This is a genomic window from Corynebacterium sp. UBA4397, from assembly GCF_002390965.1.
GTDB lineage: Bacteria > Actinomycetota > Actinomycetes > Mycobacteriales > Mycobacteriaceae > Corynebacterium > Corynebacterium flavescens.
This window is the reverse complement of the sequence record NZ_DGRD01000049.1, coordinates 1-14,358: the sequence shown is the minus strand read 5'-3', so window position 1 is coordinate 14,358 and position 14,358 is coordinate 1. Positions and strand designations below refer to the sequence as shown.

14 protein-coding genes are annotated in these 14,358 nt (G+C 58.8%); 4 read left to right on the top strand and 10 right to left on the bottom strand.

What is annotated here, in order from left to right:
• Positions 1–563 precede the first annotated feature (563 nt).
• Positions 564–1,595 (top strand): GTP pyrophosphokinase, encoded by a 1,032-nt coding sequence (locus B2696_RS10170; RefSeq protein ID WP_286955237.1) that lies wholly within the window; start codon positions 564–566, stop codon positions 1,593–1,595.
• Here the strand turns inward: B2696_RS10170 and B2696_RS10165 are convergent.
• Genes B2696_RS10165 through ilvA form a run of 4 tightly spaced genes read right to left on the bottom strand, consistent with a single transcriptional unit; the run spans position 1,592 to position 4,191 of the window.
• Complete coding sequence (locus tag B2696_RS10165) at positions 1,592–1,975, bottom strand: RNA-binding S4 domain-containing protein (protein ID WP_276621728.1); 384 nt, start codon at positions 1,973–1,975, stop codon at positions 1,592–1,594. The genes B2696_RS10170 and B2696_RS10165 overlap by 4 nt on opposite strands.
• 8 nt (positions 1,976–1,983) lie before the next feature.
• On the bottom strand, positions 1,984–2,223 hold the full coding sequence (locus B2696_RS10160; protein ID WP_075730093.1) for a hypothetical protein: 240 nt from the start codon (positions 2,221–2,223) through the stop codon (positions 1,984–1,986).
• A gap of 25 nt (positions 2,224–2,248) precedes the next feature.
• Positions 2,249–2,896: a YigZ family protein gene (locus B2696_RS10155; protein ID WP_286955234.1), complete on the bottom strand. Its 648-nt coding sequence runs from the start codon at positions 2,894–2,896 to the stop codon at positions 2,249–2,251.
• Between the two features lie 11 nt (positions 2,897–2,907).
• The gene (gene ilvA / locus B2696_RS10150) at positions 2,908–4,191 is read right to left on the bottom strand and encodes a threonine ammonia-lyase IlvA (protein ID WP_286955232.1); all 1,284 of its coding nucleotides are present in this window, start codon (positions 4,189–4,191) and stop codon (positions 2,908–2,910) included.
• Between the two features lie 201 nt (positions 4,192–4,392).
• On the opposite strand from ilvA, the gene B2696_RS10145 reads away from it, so the two are divergent.
• Positions 4,393–4,866 carry a hypothetical protein gene (locus B2696_RS10145; RefSeq protein WP_286955231.1) on the top strand — a complete coding sequence of 158 codons (474 nt, stop codon included), beginning with the start codon at positions 4,393–4,395 and terminating at the stop codon, positions 4,864–4,866.
• Between the two features lie 36 nt (positions 4,867–4,902).
• Here B2696_RS10145 and B2696_RS10140 read toward each other — a convergent pair whose 3' ends face one another.
• Together B2696_RS10140 and dnaE are read right to left on the bottom strand one after the other, a co-directional pair.
• Positions 4,903–6,105 carry a cobalamin-independent methionine synthase II family protein gene (locus B2696_RS10140; RefSeq protein WP_075730097.1) on the bottom strand — a complete coding sequence of 401 codons (1,203 nt, stop codon included), beginning with the start codon at positions 6,103–6,105 and terminating at the stop codon, positions 4,903–4,905.
• A 173-nt stretch (positions 6,106–6,278) separates the two neighbouring features.
• Positions 6,279–9,851, bottom strand: a complete 3,573-nt coding sequence (gene dnaE, locus B2696_RS10135) for a DNA polymerase III subunit alpha (protein ID WP_286955229.1) — start codon at positions 9,849–9,851, stop codon at positions 6,279–6,281.
• Between the two features lie 89 nt (positions 9,852–9,940).
• On the opposite strand from dnaE, the gene rarD reads away from it, so the two are divergent.
• Positions 9,941–10,828 carry an EamA family transporter RarD gene (gene rarD, locus B2696_RS10130; RefSeq protein ID WP_075730099.1) on the top strand — a complete coding sequence of 296 codons (888 nt, stop codon included), beginning with the start codon at positions 9,941–9,943 and terminating at the stop codon, positions 10,826–10,828.
• Here rarD and B2696_RS10125 read toward each other — a convergent pair.
• From B2696_RS10125 to lspA, 4 genes are read right to left on the bottom strand one after another with little or no spacing between them, the layout of a single operon-like run.
• A complete protein-coding gene (locus B2696_RS10125) occupies positions 10,825–11,097 on the bottom strand; it encodes a hypothetical protein (protein ID WP_286955228.1) in 273 nt (90 codons plus the stop codon). The two genes, rarD and B2696_RS10125, sit on opposite strands and share 4 nt — an antisense overlap.
• A gap of 24 nt (positions 11,098–11,121) precedes the next feature.
• On the bottom strand, positions 11,122–11,709 hold the full coding sequence (locus tag B2696_RS10120; RefSeq protein ID WP_286955226.1) for a hypothetical protein: 588 nt from the start codon (positions 11,707–11,709) through the stop codon (positions 11,122–11,124).
• Positions 11,706–12,584 carry an RluA family pseudouridine synthase gene (locus tag B2696_RS10115; RefSeq protein ID WP_075731205.1) on the bottom strand — a complete coding sequence of 293 codons (879 nt, stop codon included), beginning with the start codon at positions 12,582–12,584 and terminating at the stop codon, positions 11,706–11,708. The genes B2696_RS10120 and B2696_RS10115 overlap by 4 nt, the downstream gene beginning before the upstream one ends.
• A gap of 40 nt (positions 12,585–12,624) precedes the next feature.
• Positions 12,625–13,128 carry a signal peptidase II gene (gene lspA, locus B2696_RS10110; RefSeq protein ID WP_286955224.1) on the bottom strand — a complete coding sequence of 168 codons (504 nt, stop codon included), beginning with the start codon at positions 13,126–13,128 and terminating at the stop codon, positions 12,625–12,627.
• A gap of 32 nt (positions 13,129–13,160) precedes the next feature.
• Between lspA and B2696_RS10105 the strand changes: the two genes are divergently transcribed.
• Entirely contained in the window at positions 13,161–14,123 is a 963-nt protein-coding gene (locus tag B2696_RS10105) for a hypothetical protein (RefSeq protein ID WP_075730103.1), read from the top strand.
• Positions 14,124–14,358 lie beyond the last annotated feature (235 nt).

Sequence of the window (14,358 nt, the reverse complement as noted above, 5' to 3'; positions counted from 1 at the left end):
CGCCGCGCCTTTCTGATGATGGTTTTTGTGACTCCCTCGCCACCATTGCGCTTTCCTCGCGGCTTTCCATGGCGCTCGTTATGCACTCGAAGGAACAGTCTCGTCATCTCAGCCAGCGTGGCATCGATGAGCTAGGACTTAGCGTCCACGCGGCGTGGACGGTGGCTGCGGCAAACCTGCAGAGGCGAGCTTTGACGCCGAAGGGCTTGCGGTTTTGGACTCGCCCTGCTGTCCATTCTTTACCCGGTTGCCCAGGAGTAGAGGTTCGTGTACTTGGCTCGCCTATTAGTGCTTGGCTTGCACATCCCCAAACGTTTAGCACCTTAGACGGCCATCTCCGCCGAGTACTTCGATGCGATAGACTTACGTATCTCGTCCCCTACTCAGCTCGGGTGTTTGTACTTCGTGCACCTACAGCGGAAGCGGCACGGCTGTGGGCACACACCAGCGCGCAGGTGCGTCCAGCTCATAGTCCGCTGATTAGCGCGCACCCTTTGGTCTTGAGCAATGGGTTCCCGCAAGAATTAACCTGATGAAACGCATAAGGAGCTTAGAGTATCACCATGGCTGAAAACGGCATCTCCAAGCTAGGAAATCAATACCACGAGTGGTTAAGGGCGCATCCTACCGCCGCGGTCGAGTTCGGTGATGCCATCGAAGATTTGCTCAATGACGCAGGCGTCATCTTCGACCGAGTCTCGCCCCGTGTCAAGGGCTGGCCATCGCTCAAGGCTAAGGCCAAGAAGCGTTTCCCCGATGGCACGTTGATGTATCCACGTCCGTGGGAAGAAATCCACGATGTCCTTGGTGTGCGGGTGACAGTCTTTCACTCCACCGCCATACCGGAGGCTCTAGAGGTATTCGGCGAGTCTTTCAAGGTCATTCGTTCTGTGGACAAGGCAGCACAAACTCGCATTTCCGGCGGCTTCGGCTACGGCTCCCACCATTTGATCCTCACAGTTACAAACGCCATTGAGGAATTGTCGGATTATGAAGGGCTGACATTTGAGGTACAGATCCGCACGGTGCTGCAACATGCTTGGGCAGAGTTCGAGCACGATATCCGCTACAAGCAGGGTCCTAATCAACCTTCTCCACAGGTGGATCGGCTTTTTACCTTAGCGGCTGGGCTGATTGAATTAGCAGATCAGCAATTCGATGAGATTGCTGCACTGAAGGATCCCAGTGGCGACACCGATGAAGACGTGGAACTCAATGCTGAAACGCTGCCGGGGGTCTTGGCTGTGGTCTTAGGCGGACGCTTCCCGCGCTCTCGCTCTGATCATTACCGCTTCCTCTCGGAACTGCTCGAAGCCAACGATGTCACCTCGCTCGGTCAGCTGCAGGCCCTACTCAATGCCGGGGATATAGCTTTTGTCCACGAGGCCATGCACTACCGCTTCCGCCCCGGTCAGGTCCGCCTCATCGATGACCTCTTGCTCAACAAGTTTGGCAAGAAGCATATCGATGCAACCTGGTCCATCGGAGACCGCGCAGACCGGCGCAGAAGGCTCAATGGGCGCTTCAAAAACCTGCAGGCGCTCCGCGCGCACAGTGCAAAGGACTCCGAGCGCAATACGCGCGAAAAGAACTAGCGCGTATTGCGGCGGAATTTCTCCATGTCACGCCGCTCTTTCTTCGTCGGGCGGCCTGCACCGCGCTCACGGACGGGAACGGCGGGAAGAAATTGCCGGGGAGGAGGAGGTGCGTGATCCTTGTAGCAGGTGCGCGCGATTGATGCGCCGACGCGCTTGCGCACAGTAGCCAGAACTTCTAGATCGTGTTCATGATGATTGCGCCATACCCGAACGCGATCCCCGGGAACTACCTGCTGAGAAGGCTTAATTGCGTTGCCGTTGAGCTTAACATGGCCCGCTTTAACCGCATCAGCCGCTTCAGAGCGGGTCTTAAACATCCGCACCGACCATACCCAAGCATCGATTCTGACCGGTAGGCCTGCAGAATCATTACTCATGATTGCCGCTAGTTTTGGCTGTTATTCTCGCCCACGATCTTTTGGATCTTGGACCAGTTGTATACTCCGCCAGCAACGGCAACGATGATGCCGAGCATCATATAAGTAACGAAGGACGTTGCAGCTAGTCCGAGGAGGAATCCACCACCGAGCCCCGCTGCCACGCAGATGACACCGTTGCGAGCGTGCTTGCGGACTTCCTGTTTCTTCTTCTGAATTGGGTTATTGGGACGAGGCTGCATAGTCATGGCGGATATTCTACAGTACTATCCATCAACGCTCGGGGCGCTCTATCCAGGCGTGCCCGACAGGCTTTGTATTGGATTCGCCTTGGGTAAGTGCCGCCAAAGAGGCATCAAAGTCTTCCCGCGCGCCAGGATTAAGAGCTACTGTCAGCGTCACTTGCGCGCCATAATCCGCATCGACGATAGAAATGCCACGGTTGCGAAGCTCCCCTTCGACCCGCCCCGCCCGTGCATGGGTCAAACGCAAGGAATAAAGCTCTTTCCTACTCCGGGTTACCCTATCCAGCGATAAGAGCGCCTGGCGCACCGCATCACCGTAAGCATGCACGAGCCCTCCGGCGCCAAGCTTAATTCCGCCGAAGTAGCGAACTACCACCACGCAGATGTCGAGCATCCCCGTTCCCTTGATGACCTCAAGCATGGGCTTTCCTGCAGTTCCGGAAGGCTCACCATCATCGGACGAACGCTCGATAGGATTGGCCTCATCCACATGAATGATAAAAGCCGAGCAGTGATGCCGCGCATCGGGAAAACGCAGTCGCGCGGCCTCGATGAAGTCGCGCGCTGCCGCCTCACTATCGGCCCTGCCAATGAGCGTGATGAAACGCGATCGCTTGATCTCTATCTCGTGCTCACAGACCTCGTGTTCTACCGGTCGCTGGTACGTGCTCAGCATCAAAAAAGAAACTAAGCGACGAGGAAATCATATTCCGGGGTGCCAGGACGCAATTGCTGCACCTTGATACGGGAGGCGTCCATTCGCTTGAGCAAACCATCAATAGCAGAGGCTGTACCAAGCTCGATGCCAACTAAAGCAGCACCCGTTTCCCGGTTATTGCGCTTGAGGTACTCAAAGAGCGTGATGTCATCCTCTGGTCCCAAGATGTCCTGCAGGAAGTGGCGCAGCTGGCCAGGTTCTTGCGGGAAGTTCACGAGGAAGTAGTGCTTCAATCCGCGGTGAACCAAGGAACGCTCCATGATCTCCGCATAACGCAAGACATCATTGTTGCCGCCGGAGATGATGCAGACCACCGTGGAGCCCTGTTGCAGATTGAGCGTGCGCAGGCCGGCTACCGAGAGAGCCCCGGCAGGCTCGGCGATGATGCCCTCATTTTGATAGAGATCGAGCTGTTCAGTACACACCGCGCCTTCGGAGACGGTATCCCAATGCAAGCGGCCTTGATTGGCTTCAAGGATCTGATAGGGCAGCGTGCCGATGCGCTTGACAGCCGCACCATCGACGAAAGGATCGACGGTATCGAGGGTGACAGGCCCTCCTGCCTCAAAAGCTGCGGTTAGCGAAGCCGCGCCGGCGGGCTCGATCCCGATTATCGCGGTTCGCGGGGACATGTCAGCCAAGTAGCTGGTGATGCCGGAGAGCAGTCCGCCGCCACCGACCGGGACGACGACGGTGTTGAGGGTTTTACCCAGGGCGGAGAGCTGCGTGAGGATCTCTGCGGCCACGGTGCCTTGACCCGTGATGGTGTCGCGGGCATCGAAGGGCTCAATGATGGTGGCCCCGCGGGCCTCAGCATCTGCATGCGCGGCTGTCGCCGCCTCATCGAAGTTGGCGCCTGTGACAACGAGCTCGATCATGTCCCCGCCGTGGACGAGGATGCGGTCCCGCTTCTGCTTTGGGGTGGGGCTGGGCACGAAGATCTTGCCAAAAATCCCCATGGTGCGGCAGGCATAGGCGACGCCCTGGGCATGGTTGCCGGCAGATGCTGCCACGATGCCGGCTTCCCGCTGCGCTTCACTCAAGTTCGAGATCGCGTAGACGGCACCACGAATCTTATAAGAACGCACATCCTGCAGATCCTCGCGCTTGAGGTAAACCTCGTAGCCGGTCTGGCGGGAAAGTCGCGGGCAATACTGCAGCGGGGTCGGCGCAATCTCCGAGCTAATTCGTGCTTGGGCCGACTGGATGTCCGAGGCATGAATGGGCTCAAAAACTGCGGTGTTACTACTCATGGGTATTCATCTTAGCCCCAGGGTATGCGAAGCGTCGCATTACCTGCCGCTCAATTGGTTGCCTTCTCGTCGGGAAATACCGGTAGCCAGACCGGTATTTAGAATAGCTTCGCGCTTATAGCCATGGCGGGGCCGTTCTTGCTCTGCTAAGTTGTGGGGGCACGCTTCCTGCGTCCCTCACCCTCCAAGGAGTCAAAACCCATGTCCCGCTCTCGCCTTTCAGTCGCTCTTGTCGCCCTTGGCGCCACCGGCATCGCATTGCTCAGCCCCGTCGCCGCCCACGCCGAAGATGGCACATGCCCACAGGAAGTTGAGGATGCCAAGGCGGCTCACCAGGCTGCGGTCGAGAATGGAACCGCGGGTTCTTCTTTCATGGGGCCCAAGGAACTGATGCTGGGATTAGCCAATGGATATGGGTCTTCCGGGATGCCCACCCCGCCGGACTGTGTGGCTGAGCACGAGAAAGAAGTGGAAAATCAGAAATGGGACGAGATGCCCGATTTCGTGCAGTTCCTGCGCCCGGGTACTGCCACCGCGGAAGGCATAGCTTGGGCCGGGGCAATCTTGGGCCTCGGCGCAGCGGCGGTCCAGGGGCTGGCGCTTATCGCTAAATCTGATCCCTCCATACTCGAGCCGCTGCGCGCCGCGCTCAAACAGGCGGGCATCCAGCTCTAGAACCTCTTAGCCCTAGCTGACCCCGCCATCTTCAAACTAGAAGAGCTCCTTCGTGGCCAGCTCTGCGCCCTCCACGAGGGACTGCAACTTGGCCCAGGCGATCTGGTGATGCAACCTGCCACCGAGCCCGCAGTCAGTGGAGGCCACAACGTTCTCAGGACCAACTAGCTCAGCGAACTTGATGATGCGATCTGCCACCAGCCGCGGGTGCTCCACAGCATTGGTCGAGTGAGACACGACGCCGGGATAGATTAACGTTCCTGCGGGCAGCTGGTGATCCTGCCAGACCCGCCACTCGTGCGCGTGACGCGGAGATGCGCCTTCGAAGGAGAAGCCACCGACCTTGGCACGCAGGATTTCACCGATAATGTCCGCGAAGGGAATGTCCGTCACGTGCGGTCCGTGCCAGGATCCCCAGCAGATGTGTAGGCGGGTTTGCTCGCGTGGGAGATCCTTAATCGACTCATTGAGGACGTCGATGCGCTCACGGAGGAAGGCCTGAAAGTCCACCACGGTGGGCTCTGGAACCACGCTGTCCCAGGCCTCGGCAAGATCGGGGGCGTCAAATTGCACGGTCAGCCCTGCATCCGTGATGGCCTTGTATTCGCTTTTGAGGGCCTGACCGCAGGCGCGCACGAGATCGATGTCTTCCTCGTAGTACTTGTTGGGCAGTCGCGCCGCCGCGCCCGGAGAGAGCGCAGCAACGAAGCCGTCCTGAGCACCAGCCTTCGCCATCGCGTCTTTGAGAAGGGTGACATCGGCATTGACCTGGTCTTGACCGATGTAGGTTACCGGCCCACTAAACTCCGGGTTTGCCACCTTCTTGCGACCGGTGAAGATCCCGGAATCCGGGTCGTTATAAGCCTCCGCAAATAATGCACGGTCGCGGCGATCCTTCATCGAGGACAAGCGCACCTTCCCAGGCTCCGAGCGAATCTGCTCCCCAATCTCCCAGCGATCCTTATCCGTCATGGTCAATCCACCAAGACGGGTAAAGGAGTAGTTCCACCAGGCGCCGTAGTCTACGGCCCCTGAAGTGACGTGACCGTACTCGCCCTCGTTGAGAATATCGATGCCAAGATCTACCTGGCGCTGGACAACGTCCTCAACAGAACGGCGCAGAATCTCGTGAAACTCCTCCTGAGAGATGGTTCCAGCGGAACGCTCGAGATTGGCTGCGAGCAGCTCTTTGGTGCGGGGTAGCGAACCCACATGGGTGGTGCGAATCCTATTGACCATCTTTTTTTTAAAACTCCTCTTCAACGCGAAATGAATCTAGCCTTCAATAGACCATGCGGTCTACCTTAGCTGGGTTCCTTTGTGCGACCCGCACCGCAGCGACATTATATTCATGTCGCTGTTATCTGTGCTGCGTAAAAAGGGCTATTAAGAGTAAAAGAAGGTGCGGCCTATTAGCCGAGGATTCCCGCCCCCAGCTTTGCCTTGAGATCGCCCATGAGATTTCCGGAGCGCTCCACCCGAAGGTGCTCGCCCAAAACCATCATGGTTGACTGGTCGCCGTCGACAAGCGTGATATAGACGTCGGACTCACCCTTGTTATTGACCAGTACCTGTTTGAGGTTGGCAATATTGTCCAGGGTGCACTGATCCGTGCGCATGGTCAGGCGCAACGGCAGACCTGCTCCCCCGCCGGGGCCCAAGTCTGGCACCCTGATGTCGGAGCAAAACAGTGACATCCGGTCGTCGCGGATCTTCACCTTGACTTTGGCAAGGATGATATTGTCTTCGACGATCTGGGGGGCGACCAAGGAATAGACCTGATTGAATACCAGGATGTCTACCTGGGCACCGTTATGGTCTTCCACGTTGACAATGGCCCAGGGAGAACCGTCGCGTTTGGAATAGCGGCGATCCACGCCCGAGATGATGCCACCAATGATGAGCTCTTGGCCATTGTGGACCTCGCCGGCGAGGATCTTGGGCAAAGCAGTATCCGTCTGAGAATCTAGTGCATCCTCGAAGCCGTCGAGCGGGTGCCCCGAGACATAGAGGCCAAGCATTTCGCGCTCGAGGGCCAACTCGTGCTTGCGGTCCCAACTCTCGTCAGGGACATCGATAGCAAAGGCGCTCACCGCGCTAGAGTTCTCCTCCCCGCCAAAGCCGGCGAAGAGATCGAATTGCCCCTTGTCCGCGGCCTTTTTGGTGGTTTGCACTGAATCAACCGCATCCTCGTGGATGAGCATGAGGCCCTTGCGCGGATGGCCCAAGGAATCGAAGGCCCCGGCCTTGATGAGTGATTCGGTCACACGCTTGGAACAGGCCGCCAGCTCGATCTTGTCCAGATAGTCCGAGAAAGAGGTGAACTCGCCCTTCTCCTGCCGGGTCTTAACGATGGATTCGACCACCTCGGAACCAACGTTGCGGATGGCCCCCATGCCGAAACGAATGTCCTCGCCCACGGCCTGGAAGTTCTCCTCCGAGTGATTGACATCCGGCGAGAGCACGTGGATTCCCAGGTGGCGGCAGTCAGAAAGGTAGATCGCAGACTTATCCTTCTTGTCTCCCACCGAGGTCAACAACGCCGCCATGTACTCTGGGGCGTAGTAAGCCTTGAGGTAGGCGGTCCAGAAAGAGACTAGTCCGTAGCCTGCGGCGTGAGACTTGTTAAAGGCGTAGGAGGCAAAGGGCTCAATGGTTCCCCACAAGGCGTCCATGGCGGCTTTGGAATAGCCGTTTTCCTTCATGCCACCCCAAAACTTATCGTACTGCTGGGCTAGGACCTCGGGCTTCTTCTTACCCATTGCTTTACGGAAGCCATCGGCCTCACCGGCGGTATAGTTAGCCACCTTTTGAGAGATACGCATGATCTGCTCTTGGTAGACAATGAGGCCATAAGTCTCGTCGAGGATTTCGCGCAGCGGCTCTTCCAATTCGGGGTGGATTGGGGTGATGTCCTTGCGACCATTCTTACGGTCGGCATAGTCCCAGTGCGCGTTGACACCCATGGGGCCGGGCCGGTACAGGGCCAGGGAGGCCACGATGTCTTTGAAGCCGGTCGGTCTCATGCGCTTCAGCAGTTCCTGCATTCCGCCGGAGTCGAGCTGGAACACGCCTAAGGTATCGCCACGTGAGAGCAGGTCATAGACCTTGGAGACCGCGGGATCGTCAGCGTGGAGATCCTCCAACTCCAGATCTTCGCCACGGTTGCGCTTGATATTGGCCAGGGCATCACCGATCACGGTGAGGTTGCGCAATCCCAGGAAGTCCATCTTCAACAGACCGATGGCCTCACACGCAGGGTAGTCCCAGCCGGTGATGTACGCCCCATCCGCCGGGCGCTGCCACATCGGAATGTGGTCCATGAGGCGAACCGAGGCCATAATCACCGCACAGGCGTGGACACCTGCTTGGCGCACCACGCCTTCGAGGCCGCGGGCGGTTTCGTAGATCTTCTTGACATCGGGATCAGTCTCGATCATTTGCCGGACCTCAGCGGCCTCGGAATAGCGTTCGTGCTCCGGGTCCATGATTCCCTTGAGCGGGATGTCCTTGGCCATAATCGCCGGGGGAAGCGCGCCGTTGATGCGGTCAGCAATTTGGAATCCCGGCTGCCCGAAGTGCACCTTCGCGGAGTCTTTGATGGCCTGCTTGGTCTTGACCGTACCGAAAGTAATAACCTGCGCGACCTTGTCTTCGCCCCAGCGTTCAGCGGCGTAGGTGATCATCTCACCGCGGCGGCGATCATCGAAGTCAATATCGATATCCGGTGCGGAGGGACGCTCGGGGTTCAAAAAGCGCTCGAAGAGCAGATCGTGCTCGATAGGATCGATATTGGTAATGGTCAAGGCATAGGCAACGAGGGCACCCGCCGCCGAACCACGGCCTGGTCCCACCCAAATGCCGACGGAACGCGCATGCTTGATGAGCTCGGCCACGATCAGGAAGTAGGAAGGGTAGCCCTTCATGTCGATGACGCTGATCTCATACTGGGCGCGCTCCAGGTACTTCTCCGGCACCTCTTGTCCCGCAAAGCGATCCTGCAGTCCCGCCATGACCTGGTGGGTGAGCCACGAGGTAGGCGTATGGCCCTCCGGCACGTCGGCGATAGGCATGCGGTCGTGGGAGTGCTCCTCCCAGATCTCGCCATAGTCTTGGACCCGCTCGGCAATCCACAGGGTGTTATCGCAGCCGGAGGGAATCATGTCATCCCACGTCTCACGCATCTGCGCTGCGGACTTGATGTAGTAGCCGGTTCCACCAAACTTGAAGCGATCCGGGTCCATGAAAGTCTTGCCGGTCTGTACGCAGAGCATGGCCTCGTGGGCGGGAGCCTGTGACTCCAGGACGTAGTGGCAGTCATTGGTCACTAGGGGAGGTAAGTCCAGCCGGCGTCCGATTTCCAGGAGCCCGTCACGCGTGCGCTTTTCGATGTCGAGTCCGTGGTCCATCAATTCAAGGAAGAAGTTGTCTTTGCCGTATATGTCTTGCCACATCGCGGCGGCCTCTAAAGCCTCATCGAACTGGCCCAGACGCAGGTGCGTCTGTACGTCTCCCGAGGGGCAGCCGGTGGTGGCGATGATTCCCTCCGCATGCTCAGCGATGAGCTCGGCGTCCATGCGCGGCCACTTTCCCAGCTGGCCTTCGTAGGAGGCCAGGGAGGAAAGCGTGAAAAGGTTCTTCAGGCCGGTGGCGTTTTCCGCGAGCATGGTCTGGTGCAGGTACGCGCCGGAGGCCGAGACATCGTCCCGCTTTTGATCCGGGGTTCCCCACAGCACGCGCTTCTTATTAAAGCGGGATTCCGGCGCCATATAGGCCTCGATGCCAATGATGGGCTTGATACCCGCCTTGGTCATGCGTTGGTAGAAGGCGTTGGAGCCAAACATGTTGCCGTGGTCCGTCATGCCTACCGCTGGCATGTCCTGACGTAAAACCTCTTCAGCAAGCAGGTCCACCTTTGCCATGCCGTCGAGCATGGAAAACTCGGTGTGATTATGCAGGTGGACGAAGGAGGAGTTTTTGGCCATGCGAACATTCTAGCGGTCGACGCAAGAGGCGAAAATAAACGCGAACCCGTGCTTCGCATTGGCTATACTGGGAGTAGCATTAGCCCTCGATGTTCTACACCGTAATTACCTATCTCATGTGGGGATTTTTCCCAGCGTTTTTCCCACTGCTCAAGCCCGCCGGGCCGTTAGAAATTCTCGCGCACCGCGTCATCTGGACCGCGCTTCTAGTATGCGTTTTCCTCTTTTTCACCGGAGGTTGGCGCGAGCTGCGCGGTTTCACCCTGCGCACGTGGGGCAAGGTGGCTGCTTGCGGCACTCTCATCACCATCAACTGGGGTGTCTACGTACTTGCGATCAACTCCGGGCATGTGGCTGACGCGGCCTTGGGATATTTCATTAATCCGCTTGTTTCGGTCGCCTTGGGCATCATCTTCCTGCGGGAGACACTCAATCGCTGGCAGGCGGCTTCTGTGGGCGTTGCTTTCGTGGCGGTGCTGTGGTTGACGTTTATGACCGGCCAAGCGCCGTATATTTCGCTCCTTTTGGCCTTCAGCTTCGGCATCTACGGACTCGTCAAAAAACAGCTGCAGGTTTCAGCCGCCACTTCCGTCGCAGCTGAGACGCTAGTCATGGTTCCCGTTGCACTCGGATACCTCATCTATCTGAGTATCCGCGGGGAATCGACCTTCCTGAGCGAGGGGCCCTCCCACGTGGCGTTGCTCGTGTGCTCCGGCATCATCACCGCCCTGCCGCTGATGACCTTTGCCAAAGGTGCCAAACAGTTGCCTTTGGCTACCATCGGCATGCTGCAGTACATCACTCCGGTTATGCAGATGTTGTGGGCGCTCTTCGTGGTCAATGAGCACATGTCGACAGCGCGGTGGATTGGCTTCGGCATCATCTGGATAGCGGTGGCCATCTACGTCACCGATCTCATCAGGCAGCGCAGGGCAACCCGCCATTCCCACAAGCTTCGCCAGATCGAGGATTTCTAGTTCTGGGAGCTCCCGCGGCGCGATTGCCGCAACTCCTCGCGCGCTGCTCTGGCACGCGCTCGGCGCTCGCCTTCTTCATTGCCGTCGAGCGCCCACCGCGGCATCATCACCAGCAACACCGCACAGCTCAGCAATCCCAGCCCAGCCATCACCATCCCCTCGGCGCCGCCGAGATGCCAGACAACTGCACCGGCGCACACGATTAGGCCAAGTGCACAAAGCACATAGGCAAAGCGATAATTTGGTGGCCAGTTCTTAAAGCTCTTCATGATCAAACCGAGCCTACCCGTTGTTTAATCCGTGCCCAGCGGCCGAACGGCGAAGGATCCCCAGGGGGCGTCGGCTGGCGCAGGCTCAACCGCAGCAATCAAGGGGTTGTCAGCGAGTTCCTGCAGGTGTGCGCCATCGTCCCACACCAGCACCGCGCTCGCCTTATCCAGGGCTGGGGTCGTGCCAACTCCGGAAAGGCTCGAGCTCACGCGAGCAAAAAGCCTGTCTAAGACGTCCGTGCGTTCCTCACCCGCAATGGGCTCAGGCACGGCCAAAGGAGCCGACTGCGCAATGATTACAGCGTTGAGGCGGCGGATCGGAGACACCGCTGCGGCAGTCTCCGTCGCTGAAAGATCATGATCGAAAGAGACAAGAGCGTAGGTAGGCGAATCAGCGTCAACCTCAGCCAACTGCTTCTGCGCCCGCGCGATATATTCGGCCCGACTTTCCTCATCCGGCCCCAAGCGGTCTCCTTGCAGGCCTGTAGATGAGTGCGTCCCGAAGGCGCCGAAGAGGAAAACCACGAGCAAAAGAAGCCCCGCGAGGAGCATTCCTCCTGCAGCGCGGCGCCGCCGGTAGATGCGCTGCGCGGATGGGGCAGAAACCCTCATGAGCGCAAGACCTGCAGGGCATGTGCCAGATCAGGCGGATAGGGCGCCTCTATCTCAAACCACTTGCCCGTCCCTGGATGCGTGAACCCGAGCTTGAGCGCGTGCAGCCACTGCCGCTTGAGCCCCAAGCGTTGGGCAAGATTGGGATCTGAGCCGTACATGGGGTCGCCCACGCAGGGGTGTCCAACGGCAGCCATGTGGACGCGGATCTGGTGGGTGCGCCCGGTCTCGAGGTGTACCTCCAGCAAGCTTGCTTCTCGGAAAGCCTCGAGGAGCTTATAGTGCGTGACCGCGTGCTTACCCTCGTCTACGACGGCGAACTTCCACCCTGCGGAGGGGTGCCTTCCAATGGGGGCGTCGATAGTTCCCTCGATTGGGTCGGGCAAACCCTGCACAATGGCGTGATAAGTCTTGGTGATGGTGCGCTGCTTGAAGGCCTGCTTGAGCGCGGAGTAGGCTCGCTCCGAGGAAGCGACAACCATGACCCCGGAGGTACCCACGTCAAGCCTGTGGACTATTCCCTGCCGCTCCGTGGGACCGGACTCTGCGACCTTGTACCCCGCCGCACGCAGACCTCCGATGACCGTGGGGCCTTCCCATCCTAGGGTGGGGTGGGCGACAACCCCGACTGGCTTCTGCACGCAAATGATGTCTTCGTCGGCGTAGAGCACATCCATGCCCTCGACGAGTTCTTCCTTAGGCACGAGTGGTGCATCTGGTTGCGGCAACGTGACCTCAACCATGGTCGCGGACTGGAGGCGGTCCGACTTGGACACGGCGGCCGAATCGATCACCACGTCGCCGTCAGCACACAGCTGCGCTGTGACTGAGCGCGAGAGCCCCAAGAGCTTGGCCAGTGCGGCGTCGGCCCGCATTCCATCGAGGCCCTCGGGAACAAGGAAGGTGCGTGTCTGCCTATTGCTCAAGCTTGTGCCTCCTTTCCTCTCGCAGCATGGACACAATGAATACCAGCACCCCGCAGGTGATCGAGGCGTCTGCAATGTTGAAGACTGCGAAGTCCCCCACCGAGATATAGTCTACGACGTGCCCGAACCAGAAGCCCGGCTCGCGAAAGAGGCGGTCGAGGAGGTTGCCTAGTGCACCTCCAGCGATCAGCGCCAAACCGATTGCCTGGCCACGATCCTTTATGCGTGGAGCCGCGATGGCCACGCCGATAACGAAGGAGAGCTGAATGGTGGTAAATAGCCACGTGCTTGAATCCCCGCCCATGGAAAAAGCCGCGCCGGGGTTAAAAAGAAGATGAAGCCGGAACCAATCCCCCACGATCGGCAGCGGCTCGCCCTCGGTCAGGATAGTAAGCATGAGCTGCTTGACTGTCTGGTCAACGGCCGCCACGGAAAGCACGACCGCGACCATGGTTTTAAGGAAACTCCTTCGAATCTGACTCACCCGCACCATTCTAAACCGCCACGTCCGGTATTTTGGAATGTGTGTTTCGTGTGCAGACTCTTGTCATCCTTTCCGCCCTTGCCCTTAGCGGAGGAGCCTTAGCTGGCTGCTCCTATGAAAAGCCCGGACCTCCGGTCGAACAGCCAGTGGGGCTCACCCTTGATGCGCCCCGCGTATCCGTCATCGACGCCGGGCGGGGAGAAAAGCGCGTCTTAGAGTTTAAGGATATTGATTCCGAGCAAAAGCTCGACTATTCCTTCGCACAGGGCTTCCAACAGGATCTCTTCAACTCCACTGCCGCAGCTGCTTTCAAGGCTTCCTCCGTCGACGACCCGAAGGTCACGCTGCCGTTGCAAGCCAGCGTCGAGGCTGCCTCCGAAGCTGTGGAAGGGCAGTTACCCGCCACCCGCAATGCCTTCGTGACCTCTGGTGTGCCCACTTATAGTGGCGAAGAAGATCTCTCCAGCGCGGAGGGCTTCCAATTCGGCTGGCGCGCGGAAGACTCCGGGCAGATGTCCTCACTGCGTCTCGCTGCGCCGCAGGGAGCCTCCGACAACGCTCGTCAGGTAGTCGAGCAGGCAGTAACCCAGCTGAGCTCGTTTCCTGTGGTCTTCCCTACCGAGGAAATCGGCGAGGGCGCACGATGGACCGTTGATTCCCGTGTTGCCGGCGAATCCACCCTGCTGCAGACCACCACCTATACCCTCAACTCTTTAGAGGGCGATAAGGCTCAACTGGGCGTCTCAGTCCAGCAGCGCCCCTCCCTCGGCGCGCTATCCTTCGAGGGCACAGCCCAGGGAACTGAACTCGCAGACAAGGAACTCAAGGTTCTTGATTCGCATACCGAATCAACCGGAGAGCTCTCCATCGATCTCACGCAGCCGCTGCCTGTGGAGGGCAGCGTTGCCTTCGATACCAAGGTCATCTACGGCACGGATGATTCAGATCTGCGCGTGGTGCAGTCCACCAATACTGCCCTCGATTTCGCTCCCGCAGCAAGCTAAGCGGCTCTTCCGGTTAAGCGCGCTGGGTTTTTGGGGTGCCGGAAGTCGCCGTTAGGCGGTGTTGTCCTAACGGCTAGTGCGCGTGGGGTGGCTGCCAGACTATTGTCCCGCCCTTACGGGTAAGGCGCCCGCGCCGCGGTGGCGCATTCGGATCATCCTCATTAACCGCATTGTGATAACTACACAAGGTCACCAGGTTGGCAACGTTAGTCTCCCCACCATGACTCCACGGCGT

What these genes read in the sequence shown, in the direction of transcription:
- B2696_RS10170 (WP_286955237.1), top strand. Translation starts at nt 564, where the DNA reads ATGGCTGAAAACGGCATCTCCAAGCTAGGAAATCAATACCACGAGTGG.
- B2696_RS10120 (WP_286955226.1), bottom strand. Translation starts at nt 11,709, where the DNA reads ATGAGGGTTTCTGCCCCATCCGCGCAGCGCATCTACCGGCGGCGCCGC.
- rarD (WP_075730099.1), top strand. Translation starts at nt 9,941, where the DNA reads ATGTTCTACACCGTAATTACCTATCTCATGTGGGGATTTTTCCCAGCG.
- B2696_RS10125 (WP_286955228.1), bottom strand. Translation starts at nt 11,097, where the DNA reads ATGAAGAGCTTTAAGAACTGGCCACCAAATTATCGCTTTGCCTATGTG.
- B2696_RS10160 (WP_075730093.1), bottom strand. Translation starts at nt 2,223, where the DNA reads ATGACTATGCAGCCTCGTCCCAATAACCCAATTCAGAAGAAGAAACAG.
- ilvA (WP_286955232.1), bottom strand. Translation starts at nt 4,191, where the DNA reads ATGAGTAGTAACACCGCAGTTTTTGAGCCCATTCATGCCTCGGACATC.
- B2696_RS10165 (WP_276621728.1), bottom strand. Translation starts at nt 1,975, where the DNA reads ATGAGTAATGATTCTGCAGGCCTACCGGTCAGAATCGATGCTTGGGTA.
- B2696_RS10155 (WP_286955234.1), bottom strand. Translation starts at nt 2,896, where the DNA reads ATGCTGAGCACGTACCAGCGACCGGTAGAACACGAGGTCTGTGAGCAC.
- B2696_RS10140 (WP_075730097.1), bottom strand. Translation starts at nt 6,105, where the DNA reads ATGGTCAATAGGATTCGCACCACCCATGTGGGTTCGCTACCCCGCACC.
- lspA (WP_286955224.1), bottom strand. Translation starts at nt 13,128, where the DNA reads ATGGTGCGGGTGAGTCAGATTCGAAGGAGTTTCCTTAAAACCATGGTC.
- B2696_RS10115 (WP_075731205.1), bottom strand. Translation starts at nt 12,584, where the DNA reads ATGCGGGCCGACGCCGCACTGGCCAAGCTCTTGGGGCTCTCGCGCTCA.
- B2696_RS10145 (WP_286955231.1), top strand. Translation starts at nt 4,393, where the DNA reads ATGTCCCGCTCTCGCCTTTCAGTCGCTCTTGTCGCCCTTGGCGCCACC.
- dnaE (WP_286955229.1), bottom strand. Translation starts at nt 9,851, where the DNA reads ATGGCCAAAAACTCCTCCTTCGTCCACCTGCATAATCACACCGAGTTT.